This is a genomic window from Sporosarcina sp. P2 (assembly GCF_002743255.1).
Classification (GTDB): domain Bacteria; phylum Bacillota; class Bacilli; order Bacillales_A; family Planococcaceae; genus Sporosarcina.
Genome location: NZ_PDYY01000001.1, coordinates 108,173 through 121,797 on the forward strand (window position 1 = coordinate 108,173; position 13,625 = coordinate 121,797).

Below are 13,625 nucleotides of genomic sequence, written 5' to 3' on the forward strand. Positions count from 1 at the left end.
TATAGTGTGACTATCCCTCCATTTTCTAGCAACGAGTAAAGAAAAGCAAACTATTTATCGAAAGTGACGTTCATAAATTGCCACAATCTTATGAAATGATGTAGGATAGAGAGAGTAAACTCTAAGTGAGCGGGAAGAAGGAGAAATTGAATGCAAATAGTAAATGGTAAAGTACAAGAACTGGTGGATCCAACAGGTATAATCGATGGTCAGCGCTACGAATTTCTTTTGACAGTTAAGTTAGATGAAGAAGATGAACTGTTTAATGAAGAGGGTACTGGCTTACGTATGCTATATTCTGTGAAGGATGGCGAGCGAAAGATGCTTACGTACCAATTTTATGAATTGGCAACGGAAAGCCCATTCGACGTGGAATGGGACGAAGAAGAACAAGCATCAGCAGAGCAATACTGTAATGAACATTTTCCGGAATTCTAAATACAAATTAGATGTTATTCTCTTTAGAATAAGGGATAATAGACCAGTGAAACATAAGTGGTACACCCCAATAGCTTATCATTAAAGAATTAATTATAGGAGTGTTTTAAATGAATCATGAAATAGTGGATATTACGATTATCGGCGGCGGCCCAACTGGATTGTTTTCTTCGTTCTACGCGGGTATGCGGGAGATGTCTGTCAAAATTATCGATAGTTTACCACAGCTTGGCGGCCAGTTGATCGAGCTATATCCTGATAAATACATTTATGATGTTGGCGGATTCCCTAAAGTTTTAGCAAAGGATTTAGTAGCAAACTTAGTGACGCAAGCGCATTATGCAAAACCTGAAATTTGTTTAGGGGAAGCAGCATTGTCCTTCGAAAAGAAGGATGATCACTTTGTTTTAACGACAGACAAAGGACAACATTTGACACGGACCATATTATTGACCGCAGGAATTGGGGCTTTTCAACCACGTAAAATCGGTTTGAAAGAAGAACCAACTTTTGAAGGCAAAACATTGCATTACGGTATTAAAGATTTGTCTATGTTTAAAGATCAAAATATCTGTGTGTGCGGCGGGGGAGACTCTGCACTCGATTGGGCATTGATGCTTGAAGATATCGCAAGTGAGGTAACACTAGTTCACCGTAGAGAACGTTTTACTGCGCATGAAACAAGTGTCAATCAACTAAACGAATCTAGTGTGAATGTTTTAACATCACACGCTATAAGTGAGTTACATGGCGATGGAGACACGTTGGATAAAGTCATTCTAAAGGAAAAAGACGGTAGCGTGAAAGAACTCACATTCGATCATGTTGTAGTCAATTACGGCAATATTTCTTCACTTGGCCCATTGAAAGACTGGGGTTTAGAAATGGATCGTAATTCTATTAAAGTGAACTCTCGCATGGAGACGAATATCGAAGGCATTTATGCTGCTGGTGACGTCACAACATACGATGGCAAAGTGAAATTGATTGCGGTAGGTATGGGTGAAGCACCAGTTGCAATCAGCCACGCGAAAGCATTCATAGATCCAAAAGCAAAAGTACAACCGTTGCACAGTACGAGCGTATTCGGTTAATAAAATAGTCTGCGCCTTGTATGGAAAGTTTTTCACTGTACAAGATGTTTTTTATGCCAGTAATATAAAAGGCTATCCTGAGAATTTCTCGGGATAGCCTTTTATCATTGCGACCTGGTTAGTGTTTCGTTGTTTTATAATCAGCGACCTTGACCAGTTGTTTACCTACATTGCTTCCATCGAATAAACCTAGAAACGCATCTGGAATATTGTCGAAGCCTTCAACGATGGTTTCTTCATACTTCAGCTTGCCTTCTGATAGCCATTTACTTAAATCAGCTGATGCAGTAGCGAAGTCTGCTGCATAATCTCCTACGGTAAAGCCTTTCATCAAAGCGCTTGTTTTGATCATCATAGTTTGAAGACGCGGACCGATGTCTTGTTGTTCTTTATTGTAAGACGAAATAGCACCGCATAGTGCAATTCGCGCATGTTTATTTAGTAATGTAAAGACTGCATCTGTCACATCGCCACCGACATTGTCAAAATAGACATCCACACCGTCAGTTGCAGCTTTAGCCAAGTCTTCTTTAAAGCTATCCAGTTTATAATTGACTGCCTCATCAAAGCCGAGCTCATTTTTTAAGTACTCGATCTTTTCTTGTGAACCTGCAATTCCTATCACTTTGGCACCTTTCATTTTGGCGATTTGGCCTACTGCCGAACCGACTGCGCCAGCGGCACCAGAAACGACGACTGTTTCACCTGGTTGTGGTTTACCGATATCAAGTAACCCGAAGTATGCAGTGAGACCTGTCATGCCAAGGATCCCTAAATGTGTAGAAATGGGGGCAATGTTGGGATCGATTTTACGAACTTCTTTCTCGGAAGCGGCCGTATATTCTGCCCAATTCAAGTTACCCACAACAACATCTCCAGCTTTAAATAAATTAGAAGTAGATTTCGTGACTTCGCCAACGACGCCACCGGCAATCACTTCATCCAACTTAAATGGGGGGATATATGATTTCGCATCTATCATTCTTCCTCGCATGTATGGGTCAACTGATACATATAGCGAACGAACTAGAACTTCATGATCTTTTAGTTGAGGCATAGGCTTTTCCACAAAATGGAAAGTGTCCATAGTAGGCAAGCCTTTCGGTCTGTTAGCTAAATGAATTTCTCTTTGCATCTCTAGTGTCATAGTAATTCCTCCTGTTTTCATGTACATTTCAACTGTTAAACTAACTAAAAGTAAGCTTAAGTTTAAGGGTACTAGGATGTAGTACTGATGTCAATCAATTGCACTGAGAAGAAAACTTCAACCTTCTATATAGCAACAGATCAAGTTTTTTCATTTGAATATATCACCAAATATATAGAACAATTATCGATTTGAGTGGACATTTTCTTGACGTCAAAGTAGAGTAGAGACGTAGACTTTCTGAAAAATTAATGAACTAGTCGTAAAGGAGCTAACCAGATGAAAAAGGTTTTGGTTGTGGAAGATGAACAATCGATAGCTACTCTTTTGCAATACAACTTGGAGCAGGCAGGGTACACCGTTTGCATAGCACGAGATGGCAATACAGCAATTTCTATGACGCTTTCCGAAGAACCAGATTTATTGTTGCTCGATATTATGCTACCTGGCATGGATGGCATGGACGTATGCAAGAAACTTCGTCAGGAAAAAATTCATACACCTATTTTAATGTTGACGGCGAAGGGCGATGAATTTGATAAAGTGCTTGGGCTCGAACTTGGAGCAGATGACTACCTAACAAAACCATTTAGTCCACGAGAGGTGCTAGCGCGTGTGAAAGCCATCTTGCGCAGAATTGAGTTACAGAATTCTACACAAGAAAAAGAACTGGGAACGGAACTAAGTCATGGACGTTTACTAGTTTATCCAGATCGAATTGAAGCCTTTTTGGATGGAAGCCCTTTAGAATTGACTCCAAAAGAATTTGAACTACTTTTATACTTAATGCGACATTCAGGTAAAGTACTACACCGTGAGCAGTTGCTAAATGCGATATGGAATTATGACTACACTGGAGATTCTCGTATCGTAGATGTTCATATTAGTCACCTTAGGGAGAAAATTGAACGAGATACAAAAAGTCCGGTCTATATTAAGACTGTCAGAGGATTTGGTTATAAATTTGAAGAAGAGATAAACTGAATATTTTAGATACATACGAAGGCTGAAGACGAATCCATACAGGGTTGTGTCTTTGGCTTTTTATATTACAGAGATCCAGGGAATGATCTTTCTACACACAACCTTTACACAACCTTTACGTTTCATCCATCAGCCTTTAATATTCATTGTTTATAGTAAAGAAGCAGTAGAAAGTCACTACTAAAACGAAATATCTTAGGGGGCGCAGTGATGAGGAAACGAAACCAAATAACCGTATTGGTATTTGTTTTACTTTGTACGTGGGTGATCGCAGCTTGTAGTAGTCCAAAAGCAAGTAATAGTGAAAAGGAAGAAGCCAAACAACAAACTGAACCCATCACGGCAGTTGGGTCCAGTGCACTACAACCTTTAGTTGAAGCTGCAGCACAGCAGTTTGCGTTAAAAAATCCAGGTTCGGTTATAAATGTCCAAGGTGGAGGAAGCGGTACCGGGTTAAGTAAAATTAGCGAAGGGGCAGTAGATATTGGAAACTCAGATATATTCGCGGAAGAAAAAGAAGGCGTGGACGCGGGTAGCTTAGTCGACCATAAAGTTGCGGTTGTTGGAATGGGTCCAGTAAGTCATCCAGAAACGGGTGTAGAAGATGTGACGACTGAAGAATTGGTTGGAATCTTTACAGGAGAAATCACAAACTGGAAAGAACTTGGTGGAATGGATCAAGAAATAATGGTGATTAACCGTGCAAAAGGATCCGGAACACGCGCTACTTTTGAAGCATTAGTATTGCAAGGAAAACAACCACTCGAGGCACAAGAACAAGATTCTTCGGGTACGGTACGAAAAATTGTCAGTGAAACGCCGGGAGCAATCAGCTACTTAGCATTTTCTTACTTCGATGAAACGACTACAGCTCTACGGGTTAATGGCGTGACGCCAAACCAAGAAAATGTTGAATCAAACAAATGGGAAATTTGGGCTTACCAGCATATGTATACAAATGGAGAAGCAAAGGGTCTCGCAAAAGACTTGATCGATTATATACTTTCCGATGATGTACAGGAAACTATACTTCCCGAAATGGACTACTTACCGGTAACGGGGATGCAAGTAGAGCGAGATGCGGAAGGAACTGTTACGAAAAAATGATAGAAACGTGTAAATTCCTCCTATCTCGAAAGGAGCGTACATGATGGCGAAGACAATCAAAGAGATAGAACATCCATTGTACAGAAAAAGTAGTAAAATGCGTACAGAGCGATTCGGAAAATCGCTTACTTTCATCGCAGTGGTCTTGACTGCAGCCATCACTGCAGCCATTCTATTTCTAGTTTTTTCAAAAGGTTTATCTACATTCATTATGAATGATGGTAGTGTGAAAGACTTTTTTACAGGTACGACGTGGAACCCAGCGGAAGTAAATTCCCTAGGCAAACCTATTATCGGGGCCTTGCCATTTATAGTAGGTTCATTGGCGATTACAGGAATATCCGCTTTAATTGCTGGACCACTTGCGATTGGCGCAGCCATTTTCATGAGCGAGATTGCGCCAAATGCAGGTAAGAGAATCATGCAGCCTGTGATCGAGTTGTTAGTAGGTATTCCTTCAGTTGTTTATGGATTTATTGGATTAAGTGTCGTCGTACCTTTTTTACGCGATCTATTTCCAGGTAGCGGATTTGGTATCGCAGCGGGGACTATTGTGTTATCTGTCATGATTTTACCGACAGTCACGAGTTTAGCACTAGACGCTATTCAGTCAGTTCCACGTTCATTGCGTGAAGCATCGCTGGCGCTAGGTTCAACCAGATGGCAAATGATTTGTAAAGTTGTGTTGAAAACTGCGAAACCTGGCCTACTGATGGCTATCATTTTCGGAATGGCGCGAGCATTTGGTGAAGCTCTAGCAGTTCAGATGGTTATTGGGAATGCGTCTGTCATTCCACATTCATTATTTGAACCAGCCTCCACGATTACTAGTATTTTAACAATGGGCATGGGATATACAGTGATGGGACAAGTGGAAAATAATGCGCTCTGGTCACTCGCGCTTATACTTTTACTGATGTCGCTATTCTTCACGATTATAGTACGAATGATTGGAAAGGGGAAAAGTACGTAATGTCAGCTAAAAGTACAGATCGGCTCGCTACGGCTGGGCTATACGTCATTGTAGGCATCATCATTACAGTTTTGGCAGGCTTGCTTGGATTTGTCTTTGTAAAAGGTATTCCTCAGCTGAGCTGGCAATTCATTACGACACCTCCTCAGATTTTCAAAGAGGGTGGCGGAGTGGGACCTCAATTATTTAACTCCTTTTATTTACTCGTTTTGACACTGATGATTGCAGTGCCGATTGCGATTGGTGCAGGGATTTATTTAGCTGAGTATGCGAGGGACCACTGGATCATTCGTTGTATTCGCGTACTGATTGAAGTGCTATCTTCATTACCATCTATAGTAGTAGGATTATTCGGATTCCTCTTTTTCGTTTTGTATATGGGCTGGGGTTTTTCGATTTTATCCGGTGCCTTTGCACTTTCACTATTCAATCTCCCTTTGCTCGTACGAGTTGTAGAACAATCTATTCGTAACATACCGAAATCACAACGCGAAGCTGGATGGGCGCTTGGTTTTTCAAAATGGGAAACGATTACGACCATCATACTTCCAGCAGCACTTCCTGGCATCGTGACGGGTGTCATATTAGCATCAGGAAGAGTATTCGGTGAGGCGGCTGCTTTGATTTACACAGCAGGAATGAGCACACCGATTATAGATTTCACCAATTGGAATCCGTTGTCCCCAACATCTCCTTTAAATCCATTTAGGCCGGCTGAAACATTGGCCGTTCACATTTGGAAAATTAACGGTGAAGGTATTATGCCAGACGCAGCAGCAATCTCTGACGGAGCAGCGGCATTATTGATCATCTCGATTTTATTCTTTAATTTCACATCACGCTTTATCGGGAACTTGATGTTTAAAAAAATGGGTGCCAATTAAAGGAGGATATGTATGCAATCGGTCGCTTTACAGCCCGTCAAAATGAAAACGAATAGAGTTAAATTAGTGGACAGTCCTGATTTCCACCGCAGTTCAGTGTTGCAAACTACCGATTTATCAGTATATTATGGTGGACATTGTGCTGTTAATGAAGTCAGTCTATCATTCCCAAAACAATCCGTTACGGCATTGATCGGTCCGTCGGGATGTGGGAAATCAACTTTCCTGCGTTCTATTAATCGCATGAATGATGACACAGACTCATGTCGTACGGAAGGAAAAATTTATTATGAAGGAGTAGACTTGCATTCACCCAATGTGAATTTACATGAAATACGCAAACAGATTGGAATGGTATTTCAAAGACCTGTTCCGTTTGCCAAATCTATTTTTAAGAATGTTGCAGCTGGACCTATGCGCTACGGAGTGAAGGACAAGCGAGAATTACAAGGAATTGTAGAAGAAAATCTAAAAAAAGCAGCACTGTGGGAAGAAGTGAAAGATCAACTACATACATCCGCTTTACGCCTTTCAGGTGGGCAACAACAACGACTTTGTATTGCCAGAGCACTTGCAATGCAACCGAGCGTTTTATTACTAGATGAACCTGCATCTGCACTTGATCCCGTGTCGACCGCAAAAATCGAAGAACTGATATCACAATTAAAAAAAGATTATACGATCGTGATCGTCACACATAATATGCAACAAGCGGCACGTGTTTCGGATGAAGTGGCGTATTTTTATATGGGGCGTGTCATTGAGCATGGATCCACTGAACAGATTTTTACTAATCCAATTCATGAACAAACGGCACATTATATAAATGGACACATTGGATAGGGGAGATTGAAATGAATGTAGTGGAAACTATCGAACGATCAGTCATCCAAACAGAAAATCTACAATTTTATTATGGTACTCACCATGCATTAAAAAATATCAATCTGAAGTTTGAAGAGAAGAAAATTACGGCACTTATCGGACCATCGGGATGTGGGAAATCAACTTTTTTGCGGACAATGAACCGTATGAATGATCTGATTCCCGGAGTGAGGACAGAAGGGGCAATTTGGATTGGTAATGAAAATATAACGGAACCATCTATTGATCCAGTGGAATTGCGAAAAAAAGTAGGAATGGTATTTCAACATGCGTCGGTCTTTCCGTTCTCAATTTATGAAAACATTGCATATGGACCCCGTACTCATGGAGAAAGGAATAAAAAAGTATTGGATGAGATCGTAGAAGAGAATCTGCGCGCCGCTGCTTTATGGGATGAAGTAAAAGATCACTTGGATCATCCCGCTACAGGTCTTTCGGGCGGACAACAGCAACGGTTAACGATTGCACGAACATTAGCGACCAAGCCAGAGATTTTATTAATGGATGAACCTACTTCAGCTCTTGATCCAATCTCTACCGCCAAAGTAGAAGACTTGATCCGAACATTAAAAGAGCGCTATACGATCATTATCGTAACGCATAATATGCAACAAGCTGCGCGAATATCCGATTTCACAGCTTTCTTCCTAAATGGAGAAGTAAAAGAGTATGGACAGACAGCCACATTATTTAGCAACCCTTTATTTTCCGAAACGAAAGATTATATAGCAGGAAAGTTTGGTTGAATTCAGGAAGAAAATACATGAATGTAGGTAACTCATTACATATTAAAGCAAACAGCCAGCTTCCTATAAAAGGATGCTGGCTGTTCGTGTATTAAGAAATGGTTTCATGAGCACGTGATGCTGTAGTTTTGGCCATTCGTGCGTCGTATTCATCCACTGTCATATCGTGTTCAACAAAATAACGGTTACGAGGGTGTGTGCGGCAGTCGTCTGAACAACTGCGCATATAGAAATGTTCATTCTCTTCTGAGCATAGAATTTTTGCATTACACTCAGGATTTGCACAGTTTACATAGCGTTCACAAGGTGTGCCGTCAAAATGGTCGCGTCCTACGATGACGTGCTCTACTTGGTTGATCGGAACTGCGATACGCTCATCGAATACGTAGCATTGACCGTCCCATAACTGTCCTTTTGCTTTAGGGTCTTTACCGTAAGAAACGATACCGCCGTGCAAATGTGCTACATCTTCAAATCCTTCACGTTTCAACCAGCCAGTGAACTTCTCACAACGAATCCCGCCCGTACAATATGCAAGAATTTTCTTGCCTTCAAGCTGTTCTTTGTTTTCCATTACCCATTCAGGAAGATCACGGAAGTTTTCGACATCCGGGCGTATTGCACCACGGAAATGACCTAGGTCATACTCATAATCATTACGAGCATCCAAAACAACAGTGTTCTCATCTTGCATTTGTTTTAAGAACTCTTCAGGCTCCAAATATTCACCTGTAAGTTCTAAGGGATTGACATCTTCAGGTAAGCTGAGATTGACAATCTCTGGACGGAAGCGAACGTGCATTTTTTTGAATGCGTGACCGTCTGTTTCATCAATTTTAAACCACACATCAGCAAAACGTGGATCAGCTTTCATATGCTCCATATACGCATCCGTTTGTTCGATTGTTCCTGAACAAGTACCGTTGATGCCTTCTGCACCGACAAGAATACGTCCTTTTAATCCAGTTTGTTTACAGAATTCCAAATGTGAAGCCGCAAACTCTTCAGGCTCCTCGATTGTTACATACTTATAAAACAATAATACCCGATAGTCTTTCTTTTCCATGTAAATTACCGCCTTCTGTTTGATCTTTGCAATAGACAACAGCCGAGATCGGTGTGTACAAAGGGATAGTGTGTCCCTTGAACCCGAATTTGCAAGAATCGGGCCCAGAATAGTATAGCATAATTTCATTTTCGAGAAAAGGATTCAAAAAGCTATTTCACATAAAAATCTTTTTTAAAGGCAACACACCACTACACACAATGTTGTATCATCATGGATTTGTTGTATACTAGGAGATGGAAAAACCTTCATATAATTCAATTGAAATTAAAGGTAGCAGATTGTAAAATATTAAGGTGGAATACAGAATACTTTTGGAACGTAAAGGGTATAGTAATCCTATTGCTAGTAAACTTTAATTTATCATCCATGCTGGCGAGTGTGTAGTAAAGGAGTCCTTTCATGAAAGATACAAATAAAAGACGTCGATCATCATGGATCGATAGTGCATTGATCATCACGATCATCACTTTACTATCTATTACGCTACTATTAATAGTGAATGTAATGAAGACTAAAGATACCACCTCTCCTAAACACGTAACACATGAAATTATACCTGCGCCAAAACAAGAAGTGTCGGTTGAGTCGATTATATCGCCGTATCCAGGTATTAAAATGTTTACGGAGATACCTAAAGACTCACAGTATCCTTTTACCATTCGTTATCCTCAAACAGAATACGATGGCTTTAATAAGCAAGTGTTAGACTATGTAGATCAATTGAAAACAACCTATGCCAATGAACAACAAGAGGAAAATAGAGTGTCCAAGTTAGATGTATCTTTTGAAACGCTTCAGCACCTTTCGGGAAACTATTCTTTTGTTATGCGTGCTGTTACGTACTTTGCTGATCAAGATAGTCAAATGAAGATACAAACATTTCATATCAATCCTGAAACAGGAGATGAACTCAAGATTGAAGATATTGTGGATCATAATCTGGAAAAGCTAAAACGAATGGCGAGTGTAGTGCGTGATGAAATCCATCATAGTCCTTTGCTAGAAGGCGATGTGATTAAGGAAAGTGTATGGCAACCTACTGAACCTATGTGGGTAAACTATCGCAACTATGCCTTAACAGATGATTCATTATTTCTATACTTTGGGACAGGTGAATTTACAAAAAGGCAAGCTGGACCGGCAACTGTGGAAATCCCACTACGAAAATTGAATCCATTCCTAGCAAAGGAATTTCAAGTTGCAACTGATGACACTAAAAAGGAAAAGACTATTGCTTTGACGTTTGATGATGGTCCCGATCCAGTTTATACACTAAGAATTTTGGAGACACTTAAGAAATATAACGCAAAAGCTACCTTTTTTATGCTCGGCAACAGAGTTCATTCATATCCTTCAATTGCTAAGAAAGTGGCAGAAGCTGGGCATGAGATAGGTAACCACTCATGGAATCATCCTACCTTGACGGAGCTTACTGACGTGGCACTTCAAAGTGAAGTGAAAGGGACTTCCGATATCATTGAAGCGATCATCGGACACCCAGCAACTGTTTTCAGACCTCCATATGGTGCTGTAGATGATCGCGTACGGGAAAGCACGAAATTACCTGTCGTTTTATGGAATGTGGATACATTGGACTGGGATCATCATGACCCCGAACTGATATTAGAACATGTTGCACAAGATGCGCGTGCAGGCAGTATAATTTTAATGCATGATATTCATGAATCAACTGCAGATGGTCTGGATGCGGTACTTGAAAATCTGCAGTCTCAAGGCTATAAATTCGTGACAGTATCTGAAATGGATAATTATTAATGAGAAGTTGTTCCATTGTTTTTGTCTAACAATGGAACAACTTTTGTTTTGTACAGTCCTATTGATAGACAGAAATTTATATTCTGTCCAAATAGCTGTAACATATAGGGAAAATAAATAATGGTGAACTGTAATTAGTGCAGCACAGCATGATATACTATACGGAATGAAATCATTGGAGGAACAACGAGCATGGAATGGAGAAATTTATACCGCGGTTTTTTGATGGGCATCAGTGATCTGGTTCCCGGAGTAAGTGGCGGAACGATTGCATTTATATTAGGCATCTACGATCAGTTGCTGATTTCAATAAGCGGATTTTTTAGTAAGGACTGGAAGAGACATATTGGTTTCCTCATTCCGCTTGGTATCGGAATGGGTGCGACGATCATTCTATTCAGTAAAGTTATTTCATATTTACTAAAGCACTATCACGAACCTACCCAATACTTATTTTTAGGGTTAATTGTTGGTGTCATTCCATTTGTTTCAAAGCAAGCGGGACTGAGAACGAACTTTAAATTCCGTCATATTGTTTTGATGGTAATAGTGGCAGCGGCATTAGCTTCTACCGCTTTTATGAACCCTATTGATCCTATATCTATTACCCATCTAACAGTGAAGAATACCATCATTCTTTTCTTATCGGGATGGGCAGGTAGTATGGCGATGCTGTTGCCAGGTATTAGTGGGTCTTTCATTTTACTGTTACTAGGCGTTTATGCGACAGTCATTACGGCTATTTCAGACTTTAATATACCGATTATTATCGCAACAGGTTGTGGTATCGTTGTTGGGTTTATAATCAGCAGTAAACTAATACGCTACCTTCTTTCTAATTTCCATACTGGAATGTTTGCCGTAATTATAGGATTAATCATCGGGTCGGTCTTTGTGATTTATCCAGGCATGCCTGAAAGTGGTACGCCATTTGTCATGAGTGTTATTGCGGTTGTTCTTGGCCTTTTGATTGCTAATATATTAAATGGCGTAGGCGATAAAGCGTAGAATGCAAAAGCCGCTTGGGGAATTCCTCAAGCGGCTTTTCATATGGTTTTATTCTTCTACTATCGTTGTTGTATTTTCTATATCTACATCTGCCATGGGAATATCCAATGCTTTCGCTACACCTTCACCGTATTTCGGATCTGCCAGGTAGCAGTGACGGATATGCTTGATTTTAATCTCTTTCGGTGCGTCACCCATATTTCGTGCAGTATTCTCGAACAGACGCTGCTGCTCCTCGAGGTTCAAAATATTGAATAACTTACCAGGCTGTGTAAAGTAGTCATCGTCGTCTTCACGGAAGTCCCAGTGGTCTGCGTCGCCATGAATTTTTAGTGGCGGCTCTTTAAAGTCTGGCTGCTCTTGCCATTCACCATAGCTGTTTGGTTCATAGTGAAGAGTAGAACCTTTATTACCGTCAACGCGCATTGCCCCATCACGGTGGAAGCTGTGGAACGGACATTTTGGTGCGTTGACGGGAATCTGATGATGATTGACACCTAAACGGTAACGTTGCGCATCGCCATAAGAGAACAGACGGGCTTGCAACATTTTATCAGGTGAGAACCCAATGCCTGGAACGACCGCGGCTGGTGTAAACGCAGCTTGCTCTACTTCAGCAAAGTAGTTTTCAGGGTTGCGGTTCAATTCGAATTCACCGACTTCAATTAAAGGGAAGTCCTTTTTATACCAAACTTTTGTTAAATCGAATGGATTATACGGCATTTCCATTGCTTCTTCTTCTGTCATAACTTGAATGTACATTTTCCACTTAGGGAAATTGCCATTGTCAATGTTACTCAGCAAATCGCGTTGAGAACTTTCACGATCCGTTGCAACAGTCGCTGCAGCTTCTTCATCTGTCATATTTTGGATACCTTGCTGGGAACGGAAATGGAACTTAACCCAGTGACGTTCATTGTTTTCATTGATCATACTGAATGTATGGCTACTAAATCCATGCATTTCGCGGTATGAACGGGGAATACCTCGGTCGCTCATTAAGATCGTGATCTGGTGGAGTGCTTCAGGAAGTCCAGTCCAGAAATCCCAGTTGTTTGTTGCGCTGCGCATGTTTGTACGTGGATCACGTTTGACTGCGTGATTCAAGTCTGGGAATTGCAAAGGATCGCGGAAGAAGAATACAGGTGTATTATTTCCGACCATATCCCAGTTTCCTTCTTCAGTATAGAACTTCAAAGAAAAACCGCGGATGTCGCGCTCTGCATCGGCTGCACCACGTTCGCCTGCAACTGTCGAGAAGCGTGCGAACATCTCCGTCTGTTTACCAATCTCGGAAAATAACTTTGCTTTCGTATACTTTGTAATATCATGCGTTACAGTGAAGGTGCCGTATGCTCCAGACCCTTTTGCATGCATACGACGCTCAGGAATAACTTCGCGATCAAAATGTGCTAATTTTTCAAGTAACCATACATCTTGTAATAGAAGGGGACCTCTTGGACCAGCGGACATAGAGTTTTGATTATCAACTACTGGTGCTCCCGCAGCCGTTG

The 13,625-nt window shown here is 40.9% G+C and carries 13 protein-coding genes; 10 read left to right on the forward strand and 3 right to left on the reverse strand.

Features of this window, described 5'->3' with window-relative positions:
- Positions 1 to 150: 150 nt before the first annotated feature.
- Positions 151 to 438, forward strand: a complete 288-nt coding sequence (locus tag CSV67_RS00510) for a DUF6509 family protein (RefSeq protein WP_099629682.1) — start codon at positions 151 to 153, stop codon at positions 436 to 438.
- A gap of 110 nt (positions 439 to 548) precedes the next feature.
- A complete protein-coding gene (locus CSV67_RS00515; RefSeq protein ID WP_099629683.1) occupies positions 549 to 1,532 on the forward strand; it encodes an NAD(P)/FAD-dependent oxidoreductase in 984 nt (327 codons plus the stop codon).
- 118 nt (positions 1,533 to 1,650) lie between these two features.
- Here the strand turns inward: CSV67_RS00515 and CSV67_RS00520 are convergent, their stop codons facing one another.
- On the reverse strand, positions 1,651 to 2,679 hold the full coding sequence (locus CSV67_RS00520; RefSeq protein ID WP_233192512.1) for an NADP-dependent oxidoreductase: 1,029 nt from the start codon (positions 2,677 to 2,679) through the stop codon (positions 1,651 to 1,653).
- 279 nt (positions 2,680 to 2,958) lie between these two features.
- Here CSV67_RS00520 and CSV67_RS00525 point away from each other — a divergent pair, with 279 nt between their 5' ends.
- The 6 genes from CSV67_RS00525 (at position 2,959) to pstB (CSV67_RS00550) (ending at position 8,258) form a co-directional block, all read left to right on the forward strand.
- Complete coding sequence (locus tag CSV67_RS00525) at positions 2,959 to 3,663, forward strand: response regulator transcription factor (protein ID WP_099629684.1); 705 nt, start codon at positions 2,959 to 2,961, stop codon at positions 3,661 to 3,663.
- Between the two features lie 210 nt (positions 3,664 to 3,873).
- Complete coding sequence (locus CSV67_RS00530) at positions 3,874 to 4,770, forward strand: phosphate ABC transporter substrate-binding protein PstS family protein (protein WP_099629685.1); 897 nt, start codon at positions 3,874 to 3,876, stop codon at positions 4,768 to 4,770.
- Between the two features lie 43 nt (positions 4,771 to 4,813).
- On the forward strand, positions 4,814 to 5,743 hold the full coding sequence (gene pstC, locus CSV67_RS00535) for a phosphate ABC transporter permease subunit PstC (RefSeq protein WP_099629686.1): 930 nt from the start codon (positions 4,814 to 4,816) through the stop codon (positions 5,741 to 5,743).
- Complete coding sequence (pstA, locus tag CSV67_RS00540) at positions 5,743 to 6,627, forward strand: phosphate ABC transporter permease PstA (protein WP_099629687.1); 885 nt, start codon at positions 5,743 to 5,745, stop codon at positions 6,625 to 6,627. Before pstC ends, pstA begins: the two co-directional genes overlap by 1 nt.
- Before the next feature lie 42 nt (positions 6,628 to 6,669).
- Positions 6,670 to 7,470 carry a phosphate ABC transporter ATP-binding protein PstB gene (gene pstB, locus CSV67_RS00545; RefSeq protein ID WP_099630004.1) on the forward strand — a complete coding sequence of 267 codons (801 nt, stop codon included), beginning with the start codon at positions 6,670 to 6,672 and terminating at the stop codon, positions 7,468 to 7,470.
- Positions 7,471 to 7,481: 11 nt separating this feature from the next.
- Positions 7,482 to 8,258 carry a phosphate ABC transporter ATP-binding protein PstB gene (gene pstB / locus CSV67_RS00550; protein WP_099629688.1) on the forward strand — a complete coding sequence of 259 codons (777 nt, stop codon included), beginning with the start codon at positions 7,482 to 7,484 and terminating at the stop codon, positions 8,256 to 8,258.
- Positions 8,259 to 8,349: 91 nt separating this feature from the next.
- On the opposite strand, the gene trhO is transcribed toward pstB (CSV67_RS00550), so the two are convergent.
- Entirely contained in the window at positions 8,350 to 9,324 is a 975-nt protein-coding gene (trhO, locus tag CSV67_RS00555; RefSeq protein WP_099629689.1) for an oxygen-dependent tRNA uridine(34) hydroxylase TrhO, read from the reverse strand.
- Between the two features lie 402 nt (positions 9,325 to 9,726).
- Here trhO and CSV67_RS00560 point away from each other — a divergent pair, with 402 nt between their 5' ends.
- Together CSV67_RS00560 and CSV67_RS00565 are read left to right on the forward strand one after the other, a co-directional pair.
- Positions 9,727 to 11,103, forward strand: a complete 1,377-nt coding sequence (locus CSV67_RS00560; RefSeq protein ID WP_099629690.1) for a polysaccharide deacetylase family protein — start codon at positions 9,727 to 9,729, stop codon at positions 11,101 to 11,103.
- Positions 11,104 to 11,295: 192 nt separating this feature from the next.
- Positions 11,296 to 12,111, forward strand: a complete 816-nt coding sequence (locus CSV67_RS00565) for a DUF368 domain-containing protein (protein WP_099629691.1) — start codon at positions 11,296 to 11,298, stop codon at positions 12,109 to 12,111.
- A 48-nt stretch (positions 12,112 to 12,159) separates the two neighbouring features.
- On the opposite strand, the gene CSV67_RS00570 is transcribed toward CSV67_RS00565, so the two are convergent.
- Positions 12,160 to 13,584 (reverse strand): catalase, encoded by a 1,425-nt coding sequence (locus CSV67_RS00570; protein WP_233191606.1) that lies wholly within the window; start codon positions 13,582 to 13,584, stop codon positions 12,160 to 12,162.
- Positions 13,585 to 13,625: the final 41 nt, after the last annotated feature.